A 26,399-nucleotide genomic window follows, 5' to 3' on the forward strand; every position below is an offset into this window, starting at 1 on the left:
GGGGCCGGATGGCCCCGTCCCGGTGAGCGGCGGCCCCCGAGGCCCCTCCGGCGACGCTGGCGACATGATCATCACGGGAGTAGCGTGCCCCCATCGGCGCACGAGGAGGCTGGAGCATGAAACAGACGGTGACGGCCGGGCTGGCCGCGATGAAGGACGACCTGGCCGCCCTCTACCGGGACCTGCACCAGCACCCGGAACTGTCGCTCCAGGAGACCCGGACGGCGGATCTGCTCGCCCGGCGGCTGCGCGCCGCGGGCTTCGACGAGGTGGCCGAGAAGATCGGCGGCACCGGCGTGGCCGGGGTGCTGCGCAACGGTGAAGGACCGGTCGTCATGCTCCGCGCGGACATCGACGCGCTGCCCGTCGAGGAGCAGACGGACCTGCCGTACGCGAGCCGGGCCCGCGGCGTCGACGACGAAGGCCGCGACGTTCCCGTCATGCACGCCTGCGGGCACGACATGCACGCGGCCTGCCTGGTCGGCGCCGCGGCCCTGCTCGCCCAGGCGCGCGAGCAGTGGTCGGGGACGCTGCTCGTCGTGTTCCAGCCCGCCGAGGAGCTCGCGTGCGGCGCCCGTGACATGGTCGAGGCCGGCCTCTTCGAGCGCTTCCCCAAGCCGGAGATCGTGCTGGGCCAGCACGTCGGCCCGCTGCCTGCCGGTGTCGTCGGCTTCGGCAGCGGCCCGGTCATGGCGGCCGCGGACCGGCTCAGCGTCACCCTGCACGGCCGCGGCGCACACGGCTCGCGCCCGGAGGCGTCCGTGGACCCGGTGCTGATGGCCGCGAACGTCGTCACACGACTGCAGGGCATCGTCAGCCGTGAGGTGCCTCCCGCCGAGACGGCCGTGGTCACCGTCGGCCGTCTGCAGGCCGGCATGAAGGACAACATCATTCCGGCCACGGCCGAACTCGGCATCAACATCCGCACGTACACGCCGCAGATCCGCACACTGGTGCGCGCGGCCGTCGAGCGCGTCGTACGCGCGGAGTCGCAGGCGAGCGCGGCCGTCGCCGAGCCGACCCTGGAGTGGCTCCCCAGCGCGCCCGCCCTCGTGAGCGACCCCGAGAGCACCCGGGCCACGGTGGCCGCGTTCGCCGCACACTTCGGGCAGGACCGCCTGATGCAGATGCCGCAGGTCAACGCGAGCGAGGATGTCGGCGTGTTCGGCGAGGCGCTCGGGGTGCCCACCGTCTTCTGGTTCTGGGGCGGACTCGACACGCGGACGGTGGTCAAGGCGCTGGAGGAAGGCCGCCTCGACGACCTGCCGAGCAACCATTCGCCCCATTTCGCGCCGCTCGTCGAACCGACGCTGAGCACGGGCGTCGAAGCCCTCGTGGTCGCGGCCCTCACCTGGCTCGACGCCTCCGCATCAGCGGCCTAGACCGGCAGCAACCGCCCCACCAGCGCGCTCAGTTGGCGAGCGGTACGGCACTCGTGCATCGCCACGACGTCCGCGTACGCCCCGGCCGCCGAGTCGCCCGTGTCCCACAGGGAGCGGGGCTCGGGGTTGAGCCAGTGGACGCGGCGGGCCGAGCGGGCGATGCGGCGCAGGGCCGCCACGTTCGGGTCCAGCTGGTTGGTGCGGGCGTCACCCAGGACGAACACCGAGGTGCGGGGTCCGACGGCGGCCTCGTACCGTTCGACGAACTCACCGAGGGCGCTGCCGTAGTCGCTGCTGCCGTGCCAGCCGGTGACCGTCGCTCCGGTGGTGATGCGGTCGCCGAGTCCCTCCGGGTCGGCGGTGCCGCGGGCGATCAGGTCGGTGACCTCGTCGGTCCTGTTGACGAAGGCGAACACCCGGACCTTGCTGAACTCGTCGTGCAGCGCCTGCACCAGCAGCATCGTGAAGTCGGCGAACCCCGCGACCGAGCCCGACACATCGCAGAGCAGGACGAGTTCGGGCCGGGCCGGGCGGCGCTTGCGCAGCACCGGGCGCATCGGGACGCCGCCCGTGGACAGCGAGCCGCGCAGCGTCCGGCGCAGGTCGATATGGCCGCGCGCGGCCCTGCGCCGACGGGCCGCGAGACGCGTCGCCAGCTTGCGGGCCAGCGGATGCACGGTCCTGCGCAATGCGGCGAGCTGGTCCTTGCCGGCGTAGAGGAAGTCGGTGCGGTCCGGGGTCTGCACCGGGATACGGCGCGCCATCTCGTCCGTGCCGCGCCGCTCGGCGACCCGGCGGCGCGCCTCGGAGCGCACCTGCTCACGGAACTCCTCGATACGCCGCCGGACCTCGTCGGCCTCGATGCGGTCGGTGAACGCGCCCGACCCGCCGCCTCCGCCCTGGCCGCCGGCCATGATCCCGGCGAGCAGGGTCTGCGGGCGCAGCCGGTCGAGGGTCTGCATCGACGAGAAGCCGTCCGCGTCGTACCCGCCGAGCGCGTCGACGGCCTCGGCGGCCAGGCGTGCCATCGCCGCACGGTCGCCCGCGGCCAGGGCCTCGGCGAGCCGCTCGCGCAGCCCGTCCCGGTCGAACGCGCCGTCCGGCCGGGACGGCGCCCCGACCCCGCGCGGGAAGTACAGGTCGAAGACCGGGTCGAAGACGGCGCGCTGGCCCTGGTCGTGCAGGAGCGCCGCGGCGAGCCCTTCGCGCAGGTGCTCGCGGTGGTCGAGGCCGAGCGCCGCCACGGCCCGTGCCGCGTCCACGCTCTCGCCCGTACCGATCCGGATGCCGTGCGTGCGCAAGCCCCGGACCAGCGACGTCACCCGGTCCGCGACCGACGGCGTGCTCACACCGCGTCCAGATCGAGCTTGGCGGTGGCCGTCAGCACGTCCTCCTGGTGCTTGAGGACGACACCGAGGGACTGCCGTACGACCTCCTCGTCCAGGCGGTCCGCGCCGAGTGCGAGCAGCGTGCGCGCCCAGTCGACCGTCTCCGCCACCGACGGCACCTTGCGCAGGTCCATCGCGCGCAGCGCGCCCACCACCCGGACCAGGGACTCGGCGAGGACCACGTCGAGCTCCGGCACCTTCAGCGCGACGATCCGCTTCTCCAACTCCTCCTCGGGGAAGCCGATGTGGAGGAACAGGCAGCGGCGGCGCAGGGCCTCCGACAGTTCACGGCTCGCGTTCGAGGTGAGGACGACGAAGGGGCGGCGCGTGGCGGTGATCGTCCCCAGCTCCGGCACCGTGACCTGGAAGTCGGAGAGTACTTCGAGCAGCAGCCCCTCCACCTCCACGTCCGCCTTGTCCATCTCGTCGATGAGCAGGACCTTCGCGTCCTCACCGCGGATCGCGGCGAGGAGCGGGCGCGACAGCAGGAACTCCTCGCTGAAGATGTCCGTGCGCGTCTGGTCCCACGACTCGTCGCGGCCCGCCGTGATGCGCAGCAGTTGCTTGGCGTGGTTCCACTCGTACAGCGCGCGTGACTCGTCGACGCCCTCGTAGCACTGGAGGCGGATCAGGCGCGCGTCGCTGATCGCGGCGACGGCCTTCGCGAGCTCTGTCTTGCCGACACCGGCCGGGCCCTCCACGAGCAGCGGCTTGCCGAGCCTGGCCGCCAGGAACACGGTGGTCGCGACCGCGGGCGAGGCCAGATAACCGGTCTCGGCCAGGCGTGCGGTGACATCGTCCACGGAACGGAACAACGGGGCCTCCGGCTCGATGTGTTGCGGATGCTCCAGCTGATCAGCTCCCCGCGGTGGCCACAACCGCCCGTCGCGGTTCATGGCGAACGTCACGTCCCGCCGACCACCCGCGGCCGTCTGCTGAGTCTCGTACACGGACCCACTGGCGCGCCCTCCGTATCCTGACGGCATGAGGCGTACTTCCTTTGCCGACTGGCCCTGCTCCATCGCCCGCACCATGGATCTCCTCGGTGACTGGTGGACACCGCTCGTGCTGCGCGAGGCGTTCTACGGGATCACCCGTTTCGACGGCTTTCAACAGGAGCTCGGCATCGCCCGCACCACGCTCGCCGAGCGGTTGCGCCGGCTCGTCGACGCGGGGCTGATGGAGAAGCGCGCCTACCAGAGCGAGCCGGTGCGCCACGACTACGTCCTCACCGAAATGGGCCGTGACTTCTTCGGGGTGCTCGCCGCCATGAACGCCTGGGGCAACCGCTGGCTGTCCGGCGAGGCGGGCGCGCCCGTCGTCTTCGAGCACGACCGCTGCGGACATCACGCCGCCGAGGCAGCGGTCGTGTGCGCGGAGTGCGGTGAGCCGATGACGGCCGACGACACGCGCCCACGGATGGGCCCCGGTTTCCCGAAGCGGCTCGCGGAGCGGCCCGACATCCGCGAGCGCTTCGCCCGCTGAGCCGCAGCCCCGCACTCGCCCAGTACCGGCCAGTACAAGGGGGTGACCCTCTTGACGTAGTGAGTCCATCTACGAAACTCTCGAGGTCAGAGCCGGACAGAAGAGAGGTGGCCACGATGGAGTGGACGGGCGCGCGGTACGCGGACACCCCGACCGTCGAGGTGCGGCGCAGGATCGAGGCGCCGCCGCGGCGGGTGTGGGAGCTGGTGACGGACATCGGCCTGATGCCACGCCTCAGCGACGAGCTGCAGTCGGTCCAGTGGCTGGGGGAGGCGACGGGCCCGGCGGTCGGCGCGCGGTTCGTCGGCCACAACCGGCACGAGGCCTTCGGCTCGTGGGAGACCACGTCGTACGTCGTCGAGTGCGCCGCCCCACGGGTGTTCGCCTGGGCGGTGTCGGACCTCCAACACCCCAGCGCCGTATGGCGGTTCACTCTCGACGCGCGGGACGACGGGGCCACGGACCTGACCCAGTGGATGCGGCTCGGCCCCGGCCGCTCCGGGCTCTCCGCGGCCATCGACCGGATGCCGGAGAAGGAGCAGAAGATCGTCTTCGTACGGCTGCGGGAGTTCGAGCGGAACATGGGCACGACCCTCGACGCCCTGAAGGCCCTGGCCGAGGAGGCGGCACTGTGATGCGTACGTCGACGACGATCGAGGCGTCGGGCGGGAACTGGCGCGAGACGGTCGACTTCGTGACCGAGGCCGAGAAGCTCGGCATGGACATCTGCTGGGTGGCCGAGGCCTGGGGCTCCGAAGCGCCTTCCGCACTCGGCTACTTGGCTGCGCGCACCGAACGGATGCTGCTCGGCTCCGGCATCATCCAGCTCGCCACCCGCACGCCGGCCGCCATCGCCCGCGCCGCGATCACCCTGTCCAACCTCTCCGAGGGCCGCTTCCTGCTGGGCCTCGGCCCGTCCGGGCCGCAGGTGATCGAAGGGCTGCACGGGGTGCCGTTCGCCCGGCCGCTGGCACGGATGCGGGAGACGGTGGAGATCGTCCGGATGGCAGTGGCGGGCGAAAAACTCGCCTATGAGGGGCGGGAGTTCACGCTTCCGCTGCCCGGCGGCGACGCGAAGCCCATGAGGCTGTCGATGCGCGCGGAGCACGAACTGCCCATCCACCTGGCCACGTTGTCACCGAAGATGCTCCGGCTGACCGGTGAGGTGGCCGACGGCTGGCTCGGCACCAGTTTCGTGCCCGAGGGGGCCAAGGAGGCCTACTTCGACCACCTCGACGCAGGGCTCGCCGCGGCCGGCCGTACCCGCGCCGACCTCGACATCTGTCAGGGCGCCGAAGTGAACTTCGCGGAGGACGAGGAGTCGCTGCGCACCATCGTCGCGAGCCGCAAGAAGGAGCTCGCCTTCAGCCTCGGCGGCATGGGATCCGCCTCGACCAACTTCTACAACCAGGCCTACAGCAGGCAGGGTTGGGCCGATGTCGCCGCCGCCGTGCGGGAGCGCTGGCAGTCCGGTGACCGGGACGGAGCCACCGCCCTTGTCACCGACGACATGGTCCTGGCGACGACCCTCATCGGCACCGAGCCCATGGTGCGGGCCCGCCTGGAGGTGTGGCGGGACGCGGGCGTCGACACGGTCCGCCTCTACCCGGCGGGCGACACGTTGGCCGCCCGCCTGACGACGCTCGGACGAGCCATCGAACTCGTACGGGACGTGGAAAAGGAGGGCGCGGCCCGGGCTGCCGGGTGAGTGGGCGCCCTCAGCGGGGCGTCGCGAGGCGTAGCTTCGCCCCGGTCGCGGGCTGCGGCGGGGTGAGGGTGGCGGTCTCCCCGGCCCACCAGTCCGTGTCGCCCTCGATGCGGCGCAGCAGGATGCCTTCCCGGATCGCCCAGGGGCAGATGGTGAGTTCGCTGAGGTTCATCAGCTTCATCGCCGTGTGACCGACGAGCGCGCCGGCCAGGGACTGGGCCGCGCGCGGAGCCGAGATGCCGGGCAGTTCGGCCCGGCGTGCGGCGGGCAGAGCCGCCAGCTCCCCGACGGCCGAGCGCAGCGCCTTGCGGGTGAGCGCCCGGCCGACGAACGGGCCGTGCCGGCCGGCCGGTGCCCCGCACAACCGGGCCAGCTGCGTGAACGTACGGGATGTGGCGGCCATCGTGACCGGCCCCTCCCAGCGGACCCGCGCCGCGACGTCCCTCAGCTGGTGCCGCACATGACGGCGCAGCTCCTTGAGTTCCGCATCCGTGGGCGCTTCCTCGCCGGGCAGGTGGTCGCGGGTCAGCCGCCGGGCGCCGAGCGGCAGCGAGATCGCGAAGTCCGGCAACCGCCCACGCCCGAAGGCGACTTCGAGCGTGCCGCCACCGATGTCGAGGACGCCGAGGGGGCCGGCGCGCCAGCCCATCCAGCGGCGCGCCGCGAGAAACGTCAGCTCGGCCTCCACCTCGCCGGGCAGCACCCGCAGCCGTGCCCCCGTGCCCTCCTCCACGGCGCGCAGCACCTCGTCGCGGTTGGGCGCGTCACGCACGATGGCCGTGGCGAAGGCGAACGGCTCGTCGCTGCCCCACCGTTCGGCCTCCGCGTACGCGTCCGCGACCGCCTCGACGATCCGCTCCACGGCGTGCGGCCCGAGTCTTCGGTCGCCGTCGACCTCCTCGGACAGCCGCAATCGGCGCTTCGCCGTGTGCACCGGCAGCGGTGCGCCGTTGCGCGCGTCCGCGATCGCGAGACGCACCGTGTTCGATCCGACATCCACCACACTGATCCGCATGATCGTTCGACTACCCGAAAAAAACGCAGATCAAAGACGTCTTGGCGCGTTCATTGCGCAAAGCAACCAGTTTCGTGACGCGTCCCGTCCCGGCATCGGAACCGGTGTCGGGAACAGCATCAGAGAGACGGAGCCGACCGTTCGAGCCACTCGCACGCGGCCCGCGCCGTGAATTCCTCCTGGCCGCCCTTGAACAGCAGGTCCACCGTGGTGAACGCGGGATCGTCCGCCTGCGCCGCGACGTACGGCAGCGCGATGCAGCGCATGCCCGCCGCGTGTGCCGCGGCAGCGCCCGGCGCCGCGTCCTCCAGGACCACACAGTGCGCCGGGGCGACGGCGAGGCGCCGCGCCGCCTCCAGGAACACGTCCGGGGCGGGCTTGCCCCGCTCGACCTCGTCCGCCGACACGTACCGCGTCAGCTGTGCCCCGAGACCGGTGCCGGTGAGGATCGACTCGATGGCCTCCGGTGACGAACCCGACGCCACGATCATCCGTACGCCCGCCGCGTGCAGCCGTTCCACGAACAGCCGCATCTGCGGGAAGACATGGGTGTCGGCGCGGGCCAGGTCGAGATAGCGGGAGTTCAGGTCGTCGAGGAGGTCGGGGGCCGGGGCCTCGATGCCGTACTTCCGTTTCCAGATCCCGATGGTCTCCAGGGTCGAGATCCCGACGTACGTCTCGTGGTCGGCCCACGTGAAGTCCGTGACGCCGTAGCGGGCCAGGGTGCCGAGGGACGCCTTGAAGTAGTTCGGTTCGCTGTCGACGAGGGTGCCGTCGAGGTCGAAGACGACCGCCGTGTCGCCGAAGCGGTACGGGGAGTCGTTGTGCGGGGCGTTCATGTCTCTCAGCATGCAGGACCGGCTGCCGCCGGCACGGTCCCGCTCACCCGCGATCCGCGGCCGCCGCCCTGCCGATCGCCTCGACCAGCGGCAGCAGCCGGTGCGGGACCCGCTCGCGCAGGGCCACCTCGGTACGGGTGCGGACCACGCCGGGCAGCCGGTTGAGCTGCTGGACCACGTCCTCCAGATGACCGGCGTCGCGCGCGGCGACGCGGGCCAGCAGATCGCCGCCGCCGGTGGTGGAGTGCGCCTCGATGATCTCCGGAACCTGGGCGAGGGCGTCCCCGACCTCGCCCAGGTGGCCCTGCGTCACCTCGATGTGCACGAAGGCGAGCACCGGGTGGCCGAGGGCCGCGGGGGAGAGGGAAGGGGCCACGCCGGTGATCACACCGTCCCGTTCGAGCCGGTCGAGCCGCGCTTGCAGGGTGCCGCGGGCGACGCCGAGGATCCGGGCGTACTCGCGCACGCTGGTCCGCGGCTGTTCCAGGAGCAGACGCAGGATCCTGGTGTCGAGCTGGTCCACGGCCATGGGCGGTTCGTCCTCCTTCGACGGTTCGGGTGATCGTGCCGACTGTACCCATGGCCCAATTCCGGCGCCCCTGCGCGAACCGGTCGCCCGTGAGGGCCAGTGACCTGTGCCCGACCGCACGGTGCCGGAGTGTTCCGCGATGTTCTGCTGTACGCCGACTCGAGTACGCCTGGCGGGGTAGGTCAACTCGGGTTGCCCATCCCGAGCAGCCCGACCCGAGTCACCCCACTCGCTACGTCCCGTCCGGAGTCCCCGTGCCGCCTGCCCCGCTGTCCCGTCTGCCCCGCGCCGCCCTCACCGCGGCCCTCGCCCTCGTCGGTGTCGCCGTCGGGGCGCCGGGCGCGAGCGCCGCCGAGCCGGTACCGGCGCTGCGGGTCCTCTCGTACAACACCTTCCTGATGAGCCGGAACCTCTACCCCAACTGGGGGCAGGAGCAGCGGGCCAAGGCGATTCCCCGGGCCGCCTTCTTCCAGGGCAACGACGTCGTCGTCCTTCAGGAGGCCTTCGACAACTCCTCCTCCGACGCGCTGAAGAGCGCGGCGGCCACCGCCTACCCGTACCAGACGCCCGTCGTCGGACGCGGTACGGGCGGCTGGGACGCCACCCACGGCGCGTACTCCGCCGTCACGCCGGAGGACGGCGGTGTCACCCTCCTCAGCAAGTGGCCGATTCTGCGCGAGGAGCAGTACATCTACGCGGACGCGTGCGGCTCGGACAGCTGGTCCAACAAGGGCTTCCTGTACGCCGTCCTGGATGTCGGCGGTACGAAGGTGCACGTGGTCGGCACGCACACGCAGTCGACGGACTCCGGCTGCGGCGACGGCGAGGCGCAGGCCGACCGCGGCAAGCAGTTCCGGGCGATCGACACCTTCCTCGCCGACCAGGACATTCCCGCCGCGGAACCGGTGCTCGTGGCCGGGGACATGAACGTCGACTCGCACGGCGCCGAGTACGGTTCGATGCTCGCCGACGCCGGACTCACCCCCGCCGACGCCCGTACGGGGCACGCCTACTCCTTCGACACGCAGGAGAACTCCGTCGCCCGTTACCGGTACCCCGATGACCCGCGCGAGGACCTCGACCACGTCCTGTACAAGAAGGGCCACGCACGGCCCGCCCGGTGGACCAACGAGGTCGTCCCGGAGCACAGCGCGCCCTGGACCGTGCGGAGTTGGGGCACGGACTACACCTACACCGACCTCTCCGACCACTACCCGGTGGTGGCCTCGGCCGGCTAGATCCCGGTGCGCCTGCCGGTGACCCCGGGGCCCGACGCCGTGGAGCCGCGGACCACCAGTTCGGGCATGAACACGAACTCCGTGTGCGGCGCGGGTGTGCCGCCGATCTCCTCCAGGACCGCGCGGACCGCCGCCTGACCCATGGCCTGCACGGGCTTGCGCACCGTGGTCAGCGGCGGATCGGTGAACGCGATCAGCGGGGAGTCGTCGAAGCCGACCACCGAGACGTCGTCCGGGACCTCGAGCCCGCGCTGCCGGGCCGCCCGGATCGCGCCGAGCGCCATCATGTCGCTGGCGCAGACGATCGCCGTGCACCCGCGGTCCATCAGATCGGACGCCGCGGCCTGGCCGCCCTCCAAGGTGTAGAGGGAGTGCTGGACGAGGTCGCGCTCGATCTCGTCGGGGGAGAGGCCGAAGCGCTCCTGCATCGAGCGCACGAAGCCCTCGATCTTCCGCAGTACCGGCACGAACCGCTTCGGGCCGAGCGCGAGCCCGATCCGGTCGTGGCCCAGTGACGCGAGGTGCGTGACGGCCAGCTGCATCGCGGCCCGGTCGTCCGGCGAGATGAACGGCGCCTGCACCTTCGGCGAGAACCCGTCGACGAGCACGAACGGCACGCCCTGTGCGCGCAGTTGCTCGTAGCGCTGGGTGTCCGCGGTGGTGTCGGCGTGCAGCCCGGAGACGTAGATGATGGCGCTGACGCCCCGGTCGACGAGCATCTCGGTGAGCTCGTCCTCGGTGGAGCCGCCGGGGGTCTGGGTGGCCAGGACCGGTGTGTAGCCCTGGCGGGTCAGCGCCTGCCCGATGGTCTGGGCGAGCGCCGGGAAGATCGGGTTCTCCAGCTCCGGGGTGATCAGGCCGACGAGCCCTTCGCTGCGCCGCCGCAGCCGCACGGGCCGTTCATAGCCGAGCACGTCCAGGGCGGCGAGCACCGACTGGCGGGTGGCTGACGCGACGCCCGGCTTGCCGTTGAGGACCCGGCTGACCGTCGCCTCGCTGACGCCCGCCTGTGCCGCGATGTCGGCGAGGCGGGCGGTCACGGGTGGGGACTGGGCCGGTCGCCGGGCAGCCTGTGCGGGCAGCTGCGTCATCGCACTCCTTGGGGGGACATCCTGATGGCACCTGATGGCAAGAGTCTTGATGATCCCTGCCTCCCCCCTGCGTGGCAAGACCTTGCAGGCCCTTGCAAGCCTGCAAAGCGGTTAATAGTTGGACAGAACTCCCCACATTCGGCCGTCCTTTATGGGTCACGAAGCGATAACTCGCCACCATGGCTGCAATTTTTTGCTGCAAGGTCTTTCGCCCAGCTTGCTGCGCTGTTACGTTCACGTCGCCCGGCGGCGGCGACGGCGCGGTCGGCAAGTAGGCCAGAGGAGCGGACGGGACCGCTCCTCGACCACTCACGGGCATTCACCCTCTAGGAGATCTCATGCGGCGTGGCATAGCGGCCACCGCGGTGGTGGCGTCCCTCGCACTCGCGGCGACGGCCTGTGGCGGTAGCGACGACGACGGCGGCAAGGCGTCGGGCCCGGTCGCCATCACGTGGTGGGACACGTCGAACGCCACCAACGAGGCGCCCACGTACAAGGCGTTGGTCAAGGACTTCGAGAAGGCCAACCCCGACATCAAGGTCAAGTACGTCAACGTGCCCTTCGACCAGGCGCAGAACAAGTTCGACACCGCGGCAGGCGCCAGCGGCGCCCCGGACGTGCTGCGCGCCGAGGTCGGCTGGACCCCCGCGTTCGCGAAGAAGAGCTACCTGCTGCCGCTGGACGGCACCGAGGCCCTCGCGGACCAGGACAAGTTCCAGGCGAGCCTGATCAAGCAGGCCCAGTTCGAGGGCAAGACCTACGGTGTCCCGCTGGTCACCGACACCCTCGCCTTCGTCTACAACAAGGCGCTGTTCAAGAAGGCGGGCATCACCAAGGCGCCCACCACCTGGGCGGAGCTGAAGGCGGACGCGGCCAAGGTCAAGGACAAGACCGGCGTCGACGGCTACTGGGGCTCCGCGGCCGGCTACTACGCCGAGCCGTTCCTGATGGGCGAGGGCACCGACACCGTCGACGCCGCCGGCAAGAAGATCACCATCGCTTCCGCCGAGGCCAAGAAGGGCCTCACCGCCTGGCAGGGCCTCTTCGACGGCAAGGGCCTGCACAAGGCCGATGTCACCGCCGACGCGTACGCGCACATCCAGGACGCGTTCGTCAACGGCAAGGCCGCCTCGACCATCCAGGGCCCGTGGGAGATCACGAACTTCTACAAGGGCTCCGCGTTCAAGGACAGGACGAACCTCGGTATCGCCACGGTTCCGGCCGGCTCCACCGGCAAGGCGGGCGCCCCGACGGGCGGCCACAACCTGTCCGTGTACGCGGGCTCCGACAAGGCGCACCAGAGCGCGTCGCTGAAGTTCGTGCAGTGGATGACGTCGGCGAAGACGCAGGAACAGATCGCCCTGAAGAACTCGACGCTGCCCACGCGCGCGGACGCGTACACCGCGAAGGTCACCGCCGACCCGGGTATCGCCGGCTACCAGAAGGTGCTGACCGCCGCCCAGCCGCGTCCCGAGCTTCCCGAGTACAGCTCGCTGTGGACGCCGATGGATCAGGAACTGCCGAAGATCGCCACCGGCAAGGAGTCCCTGGACGCGGGCCTGACCGGCCTGGAGACCTCGTTCGCCAAGCTTGTGCCCGACTTCAGCAAGTGACGCCATCGGCCGGATAGTTCGGCCTTGTAGTTCGGCCGGTTCGCGCCCCGGAGGGGAGGGCGCGGACCGGCGTCGACCTGATCAGAAGGTGCTCCGCCATGACCATCGCCGTCGACCGACCGGCTGCCAAAAGCCGTGAGCCGCGCCCAGGACCGATCCGGCGCCTGAAGGACTCGTACCGCAAGTACTGGTACGCGTACGTGATGATCGCCCCGGTCGTCGTCGTCCTCGGCGTACTCGTCGGCTACCCGTTGCTGCGGGGCTTCTACCTGACGCTCACCGACGCGAACAGCCTGAACTCCGCCCGGACCATCGGCGTCAACCACATCGACGCCACCTACAAGTTCGTCGGCCTCGACAACTACGCCGACATCCTGTGGGGCCCGGCCTCCTACGACCGCTTCTGGTCGCACTTCATCTGGACCATCGTCTGGACGGCGCTCTGCGTCGCCCTGCACTACGGCATCGGGCTCGGCCTCGCCCTGCTGCTCAACCAGAAGATGCGCGGCCGCACCTTCTACCGGCTGATGCTGATCCTGCCGTGGGCGGTGCCCACGTTCGTCACCGTCTTCGCGTGGCGGATCATGCTCGCCGACTCCGGGATCATCAACTCCTTCCTCGGCTCCCTGCACCTGCCACAGCCGTCCTGGCTGGAGGACCCGTTCTTCCAGAAGGCCGCCGCGGTCCTGGTCAACACCTGGTGCGGCGTGCCGTTCATGATGATCTCGCTGCTCGGCGGCCTGCAGTCCATCGACGGCTCCCTGTACGAGGCCGCGGAGATGGACGGCGCGAGCGCCTGGCAGCAGTTCCGCCACATCACCCTGCCCGGCCTGCGCTCGGTCAGCTCGACGGTCGTCCTGCTCGGCGTGATCTGGACGTTCAACCAGTTCGCGATCATCTTCCTGCTGTTCGGCAACACCGCGCCGGACGCGCAGATCCTCGTGACCTGGGCCTACCGCCTGGGCTTCGGGCAGCAGCCGCGCGACTTCGCCCAGTCCGCCGCGTACGGCGTGCTGCTCCTGTCGATCCTCACCGTCTTCACGTCCTTCTACTACCGCTGGTTGAGGCGCAATGAGCAGCTCGCCGTCTGACGCCGCAGGAGCCACCACCATGAGCACCACGACCGCCTCCGCCTCGAAGGTCCCCGCCCAGCGCGCCACACCGCCGGTCGCCAAGAAGGGTGAGCGCCGGGTGCGTCGGCGCGGCGAGCGCGGGCCGCTGGCGAGCGCCCTGTCGCACGGTGTCCTCACCGTCGCGAGCCTGATCGCCCTGTTCCCCATCGTGTGGCTGGTCTACCTGTCGGCAGGCCCTGACAAGGACGACTACCTGCACCCGGGCGGCATCGCGGGCAAGGCGACGCTCGACAACTACGCGTACGTGCTGCAGCACACCGGCTTCTTCGACTGGATGAAGTCGACGCTGGTCGTCGCGCTCGGCACCACCGTGATCGGCGTGCTGTTCGCGGCGACCACCGGCTACGCGGTCTCGCGGATGCGCTTTCCCGGCTACCGCCCGCTGATGTGGGTGCTGCTGCTCACCCAGGCGTTCCCCATCGCCGTCCTGATCGTGCCGATGTACGAGATCTTCTCCGAACTCGGCCTCATCGACAGCTACGTAGGCCTCATCCTGGTCAACTGCACGACGATCGTGCCGTATTGCACCTGGCTGATGAAGGGCTACTTCGACACCGTGCCGGTCGACATCGACGAGGCGGGCCGCATCGACGGGCTCTCGCCGTTCGGTACCTTCTGGCGGCTGATCCTGCCGCTGGCCAAACCCGGCATCGCGGTTGCCGCGTTCTACGCGTTCATCACCGCGTTCGCCGAGGTCGCGTTCGCCTCCACGTTCCTGCTCGACGACTCGAAGTACACGTTCGCGGTCGGCCTGCAGAGCTTCATCAGCGAGCACGACGCGCAGTGGAACCTCATGGCCGCCACCGCGGTGTTGATCGCCATCCCTGTCACCGCCTTCTTCTACCTTGTCCAGAAGCACCTGGTCACCGGCCTGACGGCAGGCGGCACCAAGGGCTGAAACCCATTCGAACATCGATCAGTTGCCGGCTCCTTTACGCAGCAAGGACACCATGACTCAGCACTCCACCGACGAGTCCCCGGCGTTCGCCACCACGACGCGTGAGACCACCGACTGGTGGCGCGACGCGGTCATCTACCAGGTCTACCCGCGCAGCTTCGCCGACAGCGACGGCGACGGCACCGGCGACCTCGCGGGCGTCCGCCGCCGACTGCCCTACCTGCGCGACCTCGGTGTCGACGCGGTGTGGCTCTCGCCGTTCTACGCCTCCCCGCAGGCCGACGGCGGCTACGACGTCGCCGACTACCGGGCCGTCGACCCCATGTACGGCACGCTCCTCGACGCCGACGGGGTGATCCGCGACGCGCACGGGCTCGGCCTGCGCGTCATCGTCGACCTCGTACCGAACCACTCCTCCGACCAGCACGAGTGGTTCAAGCGTGCCGTCGCGGAGGGCCCCGGATCGCCGCTGCGCGACCGCTACCACTTCCGCCCCGGCAAGGGCGCGAGCGGTGAACTCCCGCCCAACGACTGGGAGTCCATCTTCGGCGGCCCTGCCTGGACGCGGCTGCCGGACGGCGAGTGGTACCTCCACCTGTTCGCGCCCGAGCAGCCCGACTTCAACTGGGAGCACCCGGCCGTCGCCGACGAGTTCCGCTCGATTCTGCGCTTCTGGCTCGACATGGGCGTCGACGGTTTCCGTATCGACGTCGCTCACGGTCTGGTCAAGGCCGACGGCCTGCCGGATCTCGGCTCGCACGAGCAGCTGAAGCTGCTCGGCAACGACGTCATGCCCTTCTTCGACCAGGACGGCGTCCACGAGATCTACCGCTCGTGGCGCACGATCCTCGACGAGTACGACGGCGACAAGGTCTTCGTCGCCGAGGCGTGGACCCCGACCGTCGAGCGCACCGCCAACTACGTGCGCCCCGACGAGCTGCACCAGGCCTTCAACTTCCAGTACCTGTCCGCCCCTTGGGAGGCGGCCGAACTCCGGGCCATCATCGACAGCACCCTCGACGCGATGCGGCCCGTCGGCGCGCCCGCCACCTGGGTGCTGTCCAACCACGACGTGACCCGGCACGCCACCCGCTACGCCAACCCGCCGGGCGGCACCCAGATCCGCACCCCCGGCGACCGCGCGCTCGGCCTGCGCCGCGCCCGCGCCGCGACCCTGCTCATGCTGGCGCTGCCCGGCTCCGCGTACGTCTACCAGGGCGAGGAGCTCGGCCTGCCCGACGTCACCGACCTGCCCGACGAGGTGCGCCAGGACCCGTCGTTCTTCCGCGCACAGGGCCAGGACGGATTCCGCGACGGCTGCCGGGTGCCGATCCCGTGGACCAGGGGCGGTTCCTCGTACGGCTTCGGTGACGGCGGCAGCTGGCTCCCGCAGCCCGACAGCTGGGGCTCCCTCAGCGTGGAGGCGCAGACCGGCGACGCGGACTCCACCCTGGAGCTGTACCGCTCCGCGTTCGCGCTGCGCCGCGCGCTGCCGGGGCTCGGCGCCGGTTCCAGTGTGACCTGGCGCGACGACGTCCCCGGGGGGCTGCTCTTCTTCGAGCGGCCCGGGTTCGCGTGCACGGTCAACACGACCGGCGCCGCCGTCCGCCTCACCGCGCCCGGCAGGGTGCTGCTGGCCTCCGGACCGGTGTCGGTCGAGGACGGTGCCATTGAGCTGCCCGCCGACACCACTGTGTGGTGGGAGACGGTGTGACACATACGGGGTGACACATGAAGAAGGGGGCCGGTTCGCGCCGGCCCCCTTCTTCACACCTTTCGTGATGCCCGCGGCGCTACTTCCAGGTGTCGCTCGCCGTGTAGCCGCTGCCCGACCCCGTCGTGTAGGACCGGTTGGCACCGGACTCCCAGGTCACGTTCCCCGACGCGTCCTTCTTCAGGTACTTGTACGTGAACGCCGTGCCCTTGGGGACGATGACCGACCGCCCCCAGGAGGGGTACGAGGCCGACGACAGCGGGATCGCGTCGGCCGGGTTCCAGGAGCCGAGCGAGGGGAGCGACCCGACGACGTAGACGTTCGTGCCGGTGGCGGTCGTCGCGTTCTCCGTGAACCTGACGTCGGTGGCGTCGGCGTTCGCCACGTTCCAGCTGTTGTTCACCTCGGCCGACGCCGTACCCGTCGTCAGCGTCCGGTTGGCGTTCGACTCCCAGGTGACGTTCCCGGAGGAGTCCTTCTTCAGGTACTTGTACGCGATCGAGGACGCGGCGGGTACGGCGATGTCCTTCTTCCATATCGGGTAGCCGCCGGCGGACAGCTTCACCGCGTTGGCCGTGTTCCACGAGCCGAGGGCCGTGGTCGAGCCGACGACGTAGACATCGCTGCCGGGGGTCGTCGACGCGTACTCGTTGAAGGAGGCGGTGACGGTGGAGCCGCCGCCCGAACCACCGTCGTCGCCACCGCAGTTGACGGTGCAGACGTACGAGCCGTCGTAGAACGCGACCGCACCCTTCGCCGGGACGGTGAGCGCGGCCTTGCCGCCGGAGACGGTGACCGAGGTGGCGCCGCCGTCGATCACGTTCTTGTACGTGCCGTCCGCGAGGCCCGTCGTGTACGTGTGGGTGTTCGCCGACGACGAGTTGTTCAGGGCGACGAAGCCGCCGCTGCCCCGGCCGAAGCCGATCACGTTCGAGGCAGGCGACTGCCAGTTCACGACGCCGGCGCCCGCGACCGCGTTGTGCCAGGCGATCATTCCGGAGACGGCGGTGTCCCGGTCCAGGCAGGACCAGCCGGAGGAGCAGTTCGTGTCGGTGACGAAACCGGCGTTGTTCGGGGGCGCCTCGTCGCTCTGGCCGAAGTTCCAGGCCGCGTAGACCGACGGGCGGCCGTACCCGCGCGCCAGCTGGAACACGTTGGCGAGCACCGCCGTCGCGCCGTCCTTGTAGCTGAGCGTGTAGCCGTTGCGCTCGGTGTCGTGGTTGGTGACGAACGTGTTGGAGTTCGCCTCGTTCGCCAGGCCCCAACTACTGCCGAATGAAGACAGGTTGGCGATGTCTCCGCCGCCGAACTGGGACTTCATGGCGGCCGCGTACGTGAAGTCGAGGACGTCGCCGCTGTTGTAGTAGTCGCTCACGGCGGGCGGGTTGCCCGGGTAGATCTCCTGGGTGATGTACGGGGCGTCGCCCGCCGTCGTGGTGTGCAGCGCGCCCACGATGGCGTTCATGTCGGCCGTTTCGATGTGCTTGGCGGCGTCCACGCGGAAGCCGTCGACGCCGAGGTCGATCTGCTTGTTCAGGAAGCCCACGATCTTCGAGCGCACGCCGGACTCGGAGGTGTCCAGGTCGGGCAGGCCGAGCAGCTCGCAGTGCTGCACCTCGTGCTGGTCCGACCAGTTGGAGATGGTCTTCGTGCAGTCGTCGCTGTCGGCCGGATCGTAGTCGGGGGTGTCGTACTTGTTGCTGATGGTGGTGCCCGCGTAGCCGGTGCCGGTCTGCGCGGCCGTGTGGTTGATGACGGCGTCCGTGTAGACCTCGACGCCCGCCGCGTGACAGGTGTCGACCATGGACTTGAAGTCACCCGCACTGCCGAACCGGCTGTCCAGGCTGTACGAGTAGGGCTGGTAGACGTCCCACCAGAAGTAGTTGGCCTGCTTGAGGGACTCCTCGGGCGGTGCGACCTGGACGGCGCCGTAGCCGGCCGGGTCGAGGACGTCGGTGCACTCCTTGGCGACCGACTTCCAGTTCCATGACCACAGGTTGGCGATCACGTCGCCGTTCTTGACGCCCGCGTCGGCGGCGGTCGCGCTCTGTGCGGGCAAGGCGACGACGCCGCCGAGCGTCAGGGCTCCGACGGCGAGCGCGGTGGCGGTGCGGCGGCTTCTCCCGGGTGACCGGGTGGGGAACGGGCGCATGTGCGGCTCCTGAATGTGGGGATTCCATCCCGTCCGCGATGGCTGTGGGACGGGCAGCGCACCGTGAGCGTGGGGGAGCCGAGAAGGCCGCGTCAATAACTTGGTTGAAAGTTCTTGCTGATGATTGCAGAACTCTTGCAGCAAAGTTCCTGCAAGCGATACCGTCACGCGGCGGACCGGTGCCGCCCAGGCCGGACACGACCTCGCGCCCGGATCCACGCACTCCAAGAGCCCTGTTTCCGCGAGGAGTTCCGCCTTGAGCCGCAGCCGTTCCATCCCGCGCAGACGGGCCGCCGCGTGCACCGCGGCCGCCGCGCTGCTCCTGACCCTGGCCCAGCCGCTCGCGGCCCGCGCCGCGGCACCGCCCGCGCCGCCGTCCGACGCGAAGCTGGCCGCCGAGCCCGCGCGCCATGACCTGACCCGCGAGCAGTACTACTTCGTCCTTCCCGACCGCTTCGCGAACGGTGACGCGTCCAACGACAAGGGCGGTCTGACCGGTTCGCGCCTCGCGACCGGCTACGACCCCACCGACAAGGGCTTCTACCAAGGCGGCGACCTCAAGGGGCTGGCCAAGCGGCTCGACTACATCAAGGATCTCGGCACCACCGCGATATGGCTGGCGCCGATCTTCAAGAACAAGCCGGTGCAGGGCACCGGCGAGAGCGCCTCGGCCGGCTACCACGGGTACTGGATCACCGACTTCACCCAGGTCGACCCGCACTTCGGCACCAACGCCGACCTGAAGACCCTCATCTCCAAGGCCCACGGCAAGGGCATGAAGGTCTTCTTCGACGTCATCACGAACCACACCGCCGACACCGTCGACTACACCGAGAAGACGTACAACTACCGCCTCAAAGGCGCCTATCCGTACCTCGACACCGAGGGCCGTCCCTTCGATGACAGCAAGGGTATGGCGAAGGTCGACGCGGACTCCTTCCCGTACACGCCGGAGAACACGGGCGAGATGGTTCCGGCCTGGCTCAACGACCCGACCATGTACCACAACCGCGGCGACTCGACCTGGGAGGGCGAGTCGACCACGTACGGCGACTTCTCCGGGCTCGACGACCTGTGGACCGAGCGGCCCGAGGTCGTCAAGGGCATGGAGGACATCTACGAGAAGTGGGTGCGGGACTTCGCCGTCGACGGCTTCCGCATCGACACCACCAAACACGTCGACCTGGCCTTCTGGACCCAGTGGGCCACAGCCCTCGACACGTACGCCGCCCGGCACGGCCGGGACGACTTCTTCATGTTCGGCGAGGTGTACTCCGCCGACACCGACGTCACCTCCCCGTACGTCACGCGAGGCCGCCTCGACGCGACACTCGACTTCCCGTTCCAGGACGCGGCCCGCGCCTACGCCTCGCAGGGCGCGTCGGCCGACAAGCTCGCCAAGGTCTTCGCGGACGACTACAAGTACGCCACCGACCAGGCCAACGCCTACGAGCAGGTCACGTTCCTCGGCAACCACGACATGGGCCGCATCGGCTCCTTCCTGAAAGCCGACAACCCCAAGGCCTCCGACGCCGAGCTGCTGCGACGCGACAAGCTCGCCAACGAGGTGATGTTCCTGTCGCGCGGCAACCCTGTCGTCTACTACGGCGACGAGCAGGGCTTCACCGGCCCCGGCGGCGACAAGGACGCCCGGCAGACGATGTTCGCCTCGAAGGTCGCCGACTACCTCGACGACGACGAACTCGGCACCGACCGCACGCACGCCGACGACGCGTACGACACCACGCATCCGCTGTTCACAGCGATCGCCGCGCTCTCGAAGCTCCGCAAGGACAACCCGGCGCTCGCCGACGGCGCGCAGCGTGAGCTGTACGCCAAGGGCTCGGTGTACGCCTTTTCGCGCACCGGCGCCGACCGCGACTACGTCGTGGCGGTCAACAACGCCGACGAGGCAAAGACCGTCCAGCTGGCCGCGGACTCCACGAAATACCGTGCCCTGTACGGGGGTTCGGGCACGGTCAGGGCGTCCGGCGGACATATCGAGGTCACCGTCCCGGCCCTGTCGTCGCTCGTCCTGCGCGCCGAGAAGAAGCTTCCCGCGCCGGCCGCCGAGCCCACGCTGTCGCTGAAGGCCCCGGCCGCGGGGGCGACCGGCACGGTCACCCTGTCCGCGGACCCGGGGGACAGCGCGTCCGCCCGCGTGGTCTTCGCCGCGCAGGTCGGGAACGGGGCGTGGCGCACGCTCGGCTCCGTCGACCACGCCCCGTACCGGATCACCCAGTACCTGCCGGACACCGTGTCCGCGGGAACGCCGCTGCGGTACAAGGCAGTTGTGGTGGACCGCGCCGGACGCACGACGAGCACGCTCGCCGACTCGACGGCCGGGCAGCCGCCCGCGCCCGAGAAGCCCACCGCTGTCGACCGCGACTACGCCGTGGTCCATTACAAGCGCACGAACGGCGACTATGACGGCTCCGCCCTCAAGTCCGGTGATCAGACAGGCAAGTTCAGCGGGCGCGACGCCTATGGAGCCTTCGCCTGGGTGAAGGTCCCGGACGGCGCGAGCTCACTGACGTACACCATCGAGAACGGCGACGCCGCCGACGGACCGCAGCGCACCGTCGACCTGGCGAAGACCGGCGAGGTCTGGGTCGAACAGGGCAAGGACGGTCAGGCGACGACGCGCCCCGACGGCGTCTACCCGCCGCAGGACGAGAAGAAGGCCGTCGTCCACGTCCACCGCGCCGACGGCGACTACGACGGCTGGGGGCTGCACACCTGGACGGGCGCCGCGACCCCCACCGACTGGGCCAAGCCGGTCCAGCCCACAGGGAAGGACGCCTACGGCCTGATCTTCGAGGTGCCGCTCGCCGATGGCGCGACGTCCCTGAACTACATCCTGCACAAGGGCGATGAGAAGGACATCGCCACCGACCGTGCCCTCGACTTCGCCACGTACGGCAAGGAGGTCTGGCTCACCTCCGGGGAGGCCAACTACCTTCTTCCGTCCGTCGGTTCGGGAGCGGACCTGGACCTGTCCGCGGCGAAGGCGCAGTGGATCGACGCCGACACCGTCGTCTGGAAGGTGACGGCCACCGCCGCCACCAGCCAGCAGCTCGTCTACGCCCCCGAAGGCGGCATCACCGTCCAGGACGGGGCGCTGAGCAGCGAGGGCCACTGGCTGCGGCTGAACCCGGGTGCGCTGACCGACGCGCAGAAGGCCAAGTACCCGCACTTGAAGGACTATCCGGCGTTCACCGTCGACCCCCGCGACCGCGACCGGGTGCGTGCGGCGCTCCGCGGGCAGCTGCTCGCGACGCAGCGCGCGGCGAACGGGGCCCTGCTCGCGGCCACCGGCGTGCAGCTCCCCGGTGCCCTGGACGACGTGTACGCGGGCGCCGCGGCGCAGGCGTCCCTGGGGCCGGTGTTCAAGGGCGGCAAGGTCACCCTGTCCGTGTGGGCACCGACCGCGCGGGACGTACGCCTCGAACTGGGCGGCAGGGAACGGGCGATGCGCCGGGACGCCGCGAGCGGCGTGTGGTCCGTCACCGGTTCCGCGGCGGCCTGGCGCGGCGAGCAGTACCGCTACGCCGTGACCGTCTGGGCGCCGAGCGTCCGGAAACTCGTCACGAACAAGGTGACCGACCCGTACTCGGTTGCCCTCACCGCGAACTCGGAGCGCAGCCTCGTCGTCGACCTGGACGACGCGGCACTCGCCCCGGAGGGCTGGTCGGCTCTGGCCAAGCCCAAAGCCGCCGCCATGAAGGACGCGCAGATCCAGGAACTGCACATCCGTGACTTCTCGGTGGCCGACAGCACGACACCCGCGAAGGACCGCGGTACTTACCGCGCCTTCACCGACAAGAACAGCGACGGCTCGAAGCACCTGCGCGAGCTGGCCGCCTCCGGCACCTCGTACGTGCATCTGCTGCCGGCCTTCGACATCGCCACCATCCCTGAGAAGAGGTCCGAACAGGCAACGCCCGATTGCGATTTGACGTCGTACGCCGCCGACAGCGACCAACAGCAGGAGTGTGTGACGAAGACGGCCGCCAAGGACGCCTTCAACTGGGGCTACGACCCGTACCACTACACCGTGCCGGAGGGCTCGTACGCCACCGACCCGGACGGCACCCGGCGCACTGTCGAGTTCCGGCAGATGGTCAAGTCCCTCAACGAGGACGGACTGCGCGTCGTCATGGACGTCGTGTACAACCACACGGCGGCCGCCGGGCAGGACAAGACGTCCGTGCTCGACCGGATCGTGCCGGGCTACTACCAGCGGCTCATGGAGGACGGCTCCGTCGCGAACTCCACGTGCTGCGCCAACACCGCGCCCGAGAACACCATGATGGGCAAGCTCGTCGTCGACTCGATCGTCACCTGGGCCAAGGAGTACAAGGTCGACGGCTTCCGCTTCGACTTGATGGGGCACCACCCCAAGGCCAACATCCTCGCCGTCAGGAAGGCCCTCGACGCACTCACCGTCAAGAAGGACGGGGTCGACGGAGAGAAGATCATCCTCTACGGGGAGGGGTGGAACTTCGGTGAGATCGCCGACGACGCCCGCTTCGTGCAGGCCACGCAGAAGAACATGGCGGGCACCGGCATCGCCACCTTCTCCGACCGGGCGCGCGACGCCGTGCGCGGCGGCAGCCCCTTCGACGAGGACCCGGGCGTGCAGGGCTTCGCCTCCGGCCTCTACACCGACCCCAACTCCTCGACGGCGAACGGCACATCGGCCGAACAGAAGGCGCGCCTGCTGCACTACCAGGACCTCATCAAGGTGGGCCTGTCGGGCAACCTCGCGGCCTACGAGTTCACCGACAGCGACGGGAAGAAGGTGAAGGGCTCCGGCGTCGACTACAACGGCGCGCCCGCCGGATACGCGGACGCCCCCGGCGACGCCCTCGCCTACGCGGACGCCCACGACAACGAGTCCCTGTACGACGCGTTGACGTACAAGCTGCCCGTGACGACGAGCGTGGCGGACCGCTCGCGCATGCAGGTCCTCGCGATGGCCACGGCCGCGCTCTCGCAGGGCCCGGCCCTGTCGCAGGCGGGCACCGATCTGCTGCGGTCCAAGTCCTTGGACCGCAACTCGTTCGACAGCGGTGACTGGTTCAACGCCGTCCACTGGGACTGCCGGGCGGGCAACGGCTTCGGCCGGGGCCTGCCGCCCGCCGCCGACAACCAGGCCAAGTGGCCCTATGCGAAACCTCTGTTGACGTCGGTCCCGGTACCCGGCTGCGCCACCATCAACGGGACGTCCGCCGCGTACCAGGACCTCCTGAAGATCCGCACGGCCGAGCCGGCCTTCCACCTGGCCACCGCCGACCAGGTACAGAAGGAGCTCTCCTTCCCGCTCTCCGGCAAGGACGAGACGCCGGGCGTCATCACCATGCGCCTCGGTGACCTCGTGATCGTGCTCAACGCGACCCCGCAGCGACAGAGCCAGACGGTCACGGCGCTCGCCGGGTCCGCGTACAGGCTGCACCCGACGCAGTCCGGCGGATCGGACGACGTCGTCAAGGCGGCTACCTACAAGGCGAGTTCGGGATCCTTCGAGGTGCCCGCCCGTACGGTGGCGGTGTTCCAGCACAAGTGACCCCGTGCGACGGTGCCCCCGCCGGTGTGCGAGGCGGGGGCGCCTGGGCACGCGCTGCGTGGCGCGACAATAAAGACAGTCCAGGTTGCACAGCCCAGATTGCACAGCTCAGGCTGTCGATCTACAGTGGAAACATGTCCGAGAACGAAGAACCGCTCTCTTCGGTAGCCGCCCAGGCGGCCGGGGAGATCTGGGTGATGTTCCCCCGTCTGCGCCGCAAGCTGCGGTCACTGGAGAACATCGAAGGGCTCGCGGGCCACGAGGGGGAGGCGGACCTCTCCCCGGCCCAGGCCTCCGTGCTCGCCCGGCTCGACAAGATCGGGGCCGCGACCGCCAGCGAGCTGGCCGTCGTCGAGAACGTACGGCCGCAGTCCATGGCCAAGGTCGTCATCTCGCTCGAGCAGGCCGGCTTCGTCGAGCGCCGTCAGGACCCCGACGACGGGCGCCGCCAGCTCGTCTCGCTCACCCGGCCGGGGCGCGAGCGCGGCCAGGGCGTGCGCCGGGCCCGTCAGGAGTGGCTCGCGCGGGCCTTGCAGGAGCACGGCACCGAGGAGCAACTGCGGGCCGTCATCACGGCCATGAAGCTGATAGACGAGGTGACCGAGGCGTGATCCGGCTCGCCGAGCGCATCCGCGGCGCGCGCACGGCCGACCCGACCGGATTCGACCGCCGTCTCGTCGTCCCCATGGTGCTGGGTTCGGTCCTGAACCCCATCAACTCCTCGATGCTCGCGGTCGCCCTCATCCCCATCGGGCGGGCTTTCGGAGCCCCGCCGGCGCAGACCGCCTGGCTCGTCACGGGCCTCTATCTGGCCACCGCCGTCGGCCAGCCCGTCATCGGTCGGCTCGTCGACGCGTTCGGCCCGCGCCGCCTCTACCTCGCGGGAACCGCGCTGGTGGGAGTCGGCGGCCTGCTGGGCATGCTGGCCCCGAACCTGTGGGTGCTCGTGGCGTCGCGGGTCCTGCTCGGCTTCGGCACGTCCGCCGCCTACCCGGCGTCCATGTCGTTGCTGCGCGCCGAGTCCGACCGCACCGGGCTGAAGAGTCCCAGCGGCATCCTGGCCGCGCTGTCGATCTCCGCACAGGTCATCGCCGTCATCGGTCCGACCCTCGGCGGCCTGCTGATCGGTGCGGGCGGCTGGCACCTGATCTTCGGGGTCAATGTGCCGCTGTCGGTGGTCTGTCTGGGCCTCGGTGCGCTGTGGCTGCCGAAGACGGCGGTCGCCCGTTCCGATATCCGTACCGACGTGCCGGGCATGGTCCTGTTCGCGGTGTCGCTGACCGCGTTCATGCTCTTTCTGACCGACCCGGGCGTCGGCCACTGGTACCTGCCCGTGATCGGAGCGGCGAGCGGCGTCTGGTTCGCGCGCCGGGAGCTGGCCCTCGACGGACCCTTCATCGACCTGCGTGTCCTCGGCGGCAACGTCCCGCTGCTCGCCACCTACGGCCGTCAGCTCCTCGCGTACATCACCTCGTACGCCTTCCTGTACGGCTACACCCAGTGGCTCCAGGAGGGGCGCGGCCTGAGCGCCCCGCACGCCGGGCTGCTCCTGCTGCCGATGTCCCTGGCGGCCATCGTCGTCACCGCGCTCACCGGACGCCGCCCGCAGGTGCGCGGCAAGCTCGTCGTCGGGGCCGTCGTTCAAGTCGCGGGCTGCGCCGCCCTGTTGCTCCTCGGCTCGGGCAGCCCGATCTGGCTCCTGATCGTCCTCGGCGCGCTCTTCGGCATCCCCCAGGGCCTGAACGGGCTCGCCAACCAGAGCGCCCTGTACGCCCAGGCCGACCCGGCCCGTATGGGCTCCGCCTCCGGGCTCCTGCGCACCTTCACCTACCTCGGTGCGCTGCTCGCCTCAGCGGCGAACGCCGTCTTCTTCCGGTCCGGGGCCACCAGCGCCGGACTGCACGACATGGCCTGGCTGCTGGTAGCCGTGGCCGTGCTCTTCCTGGTCGCCTGTCTGGCCGACCGCTCGCTGAGCCGCGTCGGCCAGGACGCGTAGACCTCACGACTTCCGTTATCACCGCACGTCGGAAAGGTGTTTCCTCATGTCCGTCACCACGCTCGACCCCACGTCCGCGCTCGTCGTCGTCGACCTGCAGAACGGCATCATGGGCATACCCGGAGCGCCGTACTCCACGGCCGATGTCCTAGAGCGCACGGTGCGGCTCGCCGACGCCTTCCGCGCCCAGGGCCTGCCCGTCGTCCTGGTCCGCGTCACCTTTGCCGCCGACGGCGCCGACGCGACGCCCGGCCGCACGGACACGCCGAGCGGCGCCGCGACCCGGCCCGCCGGCTGGGACGAGGTCGTCGACGCGCTCGCCGGCCACCCCGAGGACATCGTCGTCACCAAGCGGAACTGGTCCGCGTTCTACGGCACCGACCTCGACCTCCAGCTGCGCCGCCGCGGCGTCACCCAGGTCGTCCTGACCGGTGTCGCCACGAGCATCGGTGTCGAGTCCACCGCCCGCGCCGCCCACGAGCACGGCTACCACGTCACCCTCGCCACGGACGCCATGACCGACATGGACGCCGAGGGCCACCGCGGCAGCGTCGAGCGGATCTTCCCGCGGCTGGGGGAGACCGGCGTGACGGACGACGTCCTGAAGGTGCTCGCCGAGCGGCACTGAGACACCCCGAACAGTGAGAGC

General features: G+C 70.2%; 20 protein-coding genes. 13 read left to right on the forward strand and 7 right to left on the reverse strand.

Features of this window, described 5'->3' with window-relative positions; translation table 11 throughout:
* The first annotated feature begins 116 nt into the window (after positions 1-116).
* On the forward strand, positions 117-1,382 hold the full coding sequence (locus ACIREE_RS12075; RefSeq protein ID WP_404149994.1) for an amidohydrolase: 1,266 nt from the start codon (positions 117-119) through the stop codon (positions 1,380-1,382).
* Here the strand turns inward: ACIREE_RS12075 and ACIREE_RS12080 are convergent.
* Both ACIREE_RS12080 and ACIREE_RS12085 read right to left on the reverse strand, forming a co-directional pair.
* On the reverse strand, positions 1,379-2,731 hold the full coding sequence (locus tag ACIREE_RS12080; protein ID WP_404149997.1) for a VWA domain-containing protein: 1,353 nt from the start codon (positions 2,729-2,731) through the stop codon (positions 1,379-1,381). The two genes, ACIREE_RS12075 and ACIREE_RS12080, sit on opposite strands and share 4 nt — an antisense overlap.
* The gene (locus tag ACIREE_RS12085; RefSeq protein WP_404150482.1) at positions 2,728-3,585 is read right to left on the reverse strand and encodes an AAA family ATPase; all 858 of its coding nucleotides are present in this window, start codon (positions 3,583-3,585) and stop codon (positions 2,728-2,730) included. The genes ACIREE_RS12080 and ACIREE_RS12085 overlap by 4 nt, the downstream gene beginning before the upstream one ends.
* 169 nt (positions 3,586-3,754) lie before the next feature.
* On the opposite strand from ACIREE_RS12085, the gene ACIREE_RS12090 reads away from it, so the two are divergent.
* The 3 genes from ACIREE_RS12090 to ACIREE_RS12100 all read left to right on the forward strand — a co-directional run bounded on the left by ACIREE_RS12090 (position 3,755) and on the right by ACIREE_RS12100 (position 5,963).
* Positions 3,755-4,255 (forward strand): winged helix-turn-helix transcriptional regulator, encoded by a 501-nt coding sequence (locus ACIREE_RS12090; protein ID WP_404150000.1) that lies wholly within the window; start codon positions 3,755-3,757, stop codon positions 4,253-4,255.
* Positions 4,256-4,371: 116 nt separating this feature from the next.
* Complete coding sequence (locus tag ACIREE_RS12095; protein WP_404150484.1) at positions 4,372-4,890, forward strand: SRPBCC family protein; 519 nt, start codon at positions 4,372-4,374, stop codon at positions 4,888-4,890.
* Entirely contained in the window at positions 4,890-5,963 is a 1,074-nt protein-coding gene (locus ACIREE_RS12100; RefSeq protein ID WP_404150003.1) for an LLM class flavin-dependent oxidoreductase, read from the forward strand. Before ACIREE_RS12095 ends, ACIREE_RS12100 begins: the two co-directional genes overlap by 1 nt.
* A gap of 10 nt (positions 5,964-5,973) precedes the next feature.
* Here ACIREE_RS12100 and ACIREE_RS12105 read toward each other — a convergent pair whose 3' ends face one another.
* The 3 genes from ACIREE_RS12105 to ACIREE_RS12115 form a co-directional block, all read right to left on the reverse strand.
* Positions 5,974-6,978 carry a Ppx/GppA family phosphatase gene (locus ACIREE_RS12105; RefSeq protein ID WP_404150006.1) on the reverse strand — a complete coding sequence of 335 codons (1,005 nt, stop codon included), beginning with the start codon at positions 6,976-6,978 and terminating at the stop codon, positions 5,974-5,976.
* A gap of 119 nt (positions 6,979-7,097) precedes the next feature.
* Positions 7,098-7,817: an HAD family hydrolase gene (locus ACIREE_RS12110; RefSeq protein WP_404150009.1), complete on the reverse strand. Its 720-nt coding sequence runs from the start codon at positions 7,815-7,817 to the stop codon at positions 7,098-7,100.
* Between the two features lie 43 nt (positions 7,818-7,860).
* Positions 7,861-8,346 carry an Lrp/AsnC family transcriptional regulator gene (locus tag ACIREE_RS12115; protein WP_404150012.1) on the reverse strand — a complete coding sequence of 162 codons (486 nt, stop codon included), beginning with the start codon at positions 8,344-8,346 and terminating at the stop codon, positions 7,861-7,863.
* Between the two features lie 254 nt (positions 8,347-8,600).
* Here ACIREE_RS12115 and sph point away from each other — a divergent pair, with 254 nt between their 5' ends.
* On the forward strand, positions 8,601-9,584 hold the full coding sequence (gene sph / locus ACIREE_RS12120; protein WP_404150015.1) for a sphingomyelin phosphodiesterase: 984 nt from the start codon (positions 8,601-8,603) through the stop codon (positions 9,582-9,584).
* Here sph and ACIREE_RS12125 read toward each other — a convergent pair.
* Positions 9,581-10,624 (reverse strand): LacI family DNA-binding transcriptional regulator, encoded by a 1,044-nt coding sequence (locus tag ACIREE_RS12125; RefSeq protein ID WP_404150485.1) that lies wholly within the window; start codon positions 10,622-10,624, stop codon positions 9,581-9,583. The genes sph and ACIREE_RS12125 overlap by 4 nt on opposite strands.
* Before the next feature lie 389 nt (positions 10,625-11,013).
* On the opposite strand from ACIREE_RS12125, the gene ACIREE_RS12130 reads away from it, so the two are divergent.
* The 4 genes from ACIREE_RS12130 to ACIREE_RS12145 all read left to right on the forward strand — a co-directional run bounded on the left by ACIREE_RS12130 (position 11,014) and on the right by ACIREE_RS12145 (position 16,033).
* Entirely contained in the window at positions 11,014-12,288 is a 1,275-nt protein-coding gene (locus tag ACIREE_RS12130; RefSeq protein ID WP_404150018.1) for an extracellular solute-binding protein, read from the forward strand.
* 98 nt (positions 12,289-12,386) lie between these two features.
* On the forward strand, positions 12,387-13,379 hold the full coding sequence (locus tag ACIREE_RS12135) for a carbohydrate ABC transporter permease (RefSeq protein WP_404150021.1): 993 nt from the start codon (positions 12,387-12,389) through the stop codon (positions 13,377-13,379).
* 19 nt (positions 13,380-13,398) lie between these two features.
* A complete protein-coding gene (locus tag ACIREE_RS12140) occupies positions 13,399-14,319 on the forward strand; it encodes a sugar ABC transporter permease (RefSeq protein WP_404150024.1) in 921 nt (306 codons plus the stop codon).
* A 52-nt stretch (positions 14,320-14,371) separates the two neighbouring features.
* On the forward strand, positions 14,372-16,033 hold the full coding sequence (locus ACIREE_RS12145; RefSeq protein ID WP_404150026.1) for a glycoside hydrolase family 13 protein: 1,662 nt from the start codon (positions 14,372-14,374) through the stop codon (positions 16,031-16,033).
* Positions 16,034-16,112: 79 nt separating this feature from the next.
* Here the strand turns inward: ACIREE_RS12145 and ACIREE_RS12150 are convergent, their stop codons facing one another.
* Complete coding sequence (locus ACIREE_RS12150; RefSeq protein WP_404150028.1) at positions 16,113-18,185, reverse strand: carbohydrate-binding module family 20 domain-containing protein; 2,073 nt, start codon at positions 18,183-18,185, stop codon at positions 16,113-16,115.
* A 256-nt stretch (positions 18,186-18,441) separates the two neighbouring features.
* Here ACIREE_RS12150 and pulA point away from each other — a divergent pair, with 256 nt between their 5' ends.
* From pulA to ACIREE_RS12170, 4 genes are all read left to right on the forward strand, one after another.
* On the forward strand, positions 18,442-23,754 hold the full coding sequence (gene pulA, locus ACIREE_RS12155; protein WP_404150031.1) for a pullulanase-type alpha-1,6-glucosidase: 5,313 nt from the start codon (positions 18,442-18,444) through the stop codon (positions 23,752-23,754).
* A 134-nt stretch (positions 23,755-23,888) separates the two neighbouring features.
* A complete protein-coding gene (locus ACIREE_RS12160) occupies positions 23,889-24,365 on the forward strand; it encodes a MarR family transcriptional regulator (protein WP_404150034.1) in 477 nt (158 codons plus the stop codon).
* Positions 24,366-24,439: 74 nt separating this feature from the next.
* The gene (locus tag ACIREE_RS12165) at positions 24,440-25,750 is read left to right on the forward strand and encodes an MFS transporter (protein WP_404150487.1); all 1,311 of its coding nucleotides are present in this window, start codon (positions 24,440-24,442) and stop codon (positions 25,748-25,750) included.
* Positions 25,751-25,796: 46 nt separating this feature from the next.
* A complete protein-coding gene (locus tag ACIREE_RS12170) occupies positions 25,797-26,378 on the forward strand; it encodes a hydrolase (protein ID WP_404150037.1) in 582 nt (193 codons plus the stop codon).
* Positions 26,379-26,399 lie beyond the last annotated feature (21 nt).

The sequence above is a fragment of the Streptomyces sp. NPDC102467 genome, from assembly GCF_044765445.1.
Classification (GTDB): Bacteria; Actinomycetota; Actinomycetes; order Streptomycetales; family Streptomycetaceae; genus Streptomyces.

Coding starts and splice junctions, on each gene's coding strand:
- ACIREE_RS12075 (WP_404149994.1), top strand. CDS start 117: ATGAAACAGACGGTGACGGCCGGGCTGGCCGCGATGAAGGACGACCTG.
- ACIREE_RS12090 (WP_404150000.1), top strand. CDS start 3,755: ATGAGGCGTACTTCCTTTGCCGACTGGCCCTGCTCCATCGCCCGCACC.
- ACIREE_RS12095 (WP_404150484.1), top strand. CDS start 4,372: ATGGAGTGGACGGGCGCGCGGTACGCGGACACCCCGACCGTCGAGGTG.
- ACIREE_RS12100 (WP_404150003.1), top strand. CDS start 4,890: ATGCGTACGTCGACGACGATCGAGGCGTCGGGCGGGAACTGGCGCGAG.
- ACIREE_RS12105 (WP_404150006.1), bottom strand. CDS start 6,978: ATGCGGATCAGTGTGGTGGATGTCGGATCGAACACGGTGCGTCTCGCG.
- ACIREE_RS12110 (WP_404150009.1), bottom strand. CDS start 7,817: ATGAACGCCCCGCACAACGACTCCCCGTACCGCTTCGGCGACACGGCG.
- ACIREE_RS12115 (WP_404150012.1), bottom strand. CDS start 8,346: ATGGCCGTGGACCAGCTCGACACCAGGATCCTGCGTCTGCTCCTGGAA.
- ACIREE_RS12130 (WP_404150018.1), top strand. CDS start 11,014: ATGCGGCGTGGCATAGCGGCCACCGCGGTGGTGGCGTCCCTCGCACTC.
- ACIREE_RS12135 (WP_404150021.1), top strand. CDS start 12,387: ATGACCATCGCCGTCGACCGACCGGCTGCCAAAAGCCGTGAGCCGCGC.
- ACIREE_RS12140 (WP_404150024.1), top strand. CDS start 13,399: ATGAGCACCACGACCGCCTCCGCCTCGAAGGTCCCCGCCCAGCGCGCC.
- ACIREE_RS12145 (WP_404150026.1), top strand. CDS start 14,372: ATGACTCAGCACTCCACCGACGAGTCCCCGGCGTTCGCCACCACGACG.
- ACIREE_RS12150 (WP_404150028.1), bottom strand. CDS start 18,185: ATGCGCCCGTTCCCCACCCGGTCACCCGGGAGAAGCCGCCGCACCGCC.
- ACIREE_RS12160 (WP_404150034.1), top strand. CDS start 23,889: ATGTCCGAGAACGAAGAACCGCTCTCTTCGGTAGCCGCCCAGGCGGCC.
- ACIREE_RS12165 (WP_404150487.1), top strand. CDS start 24,440: ATGGTGCTGGGTTCGGTCCTGAACCCCATCAACTCCTCGATGCTCGCG.
- ACIREE_RS12170 (WP_404150037.1), top strand. CDS start 25,797: ATGTCCGTCACCACGCTCGACCCCACGTCCGCGCTCGTCGTCGTCGAC.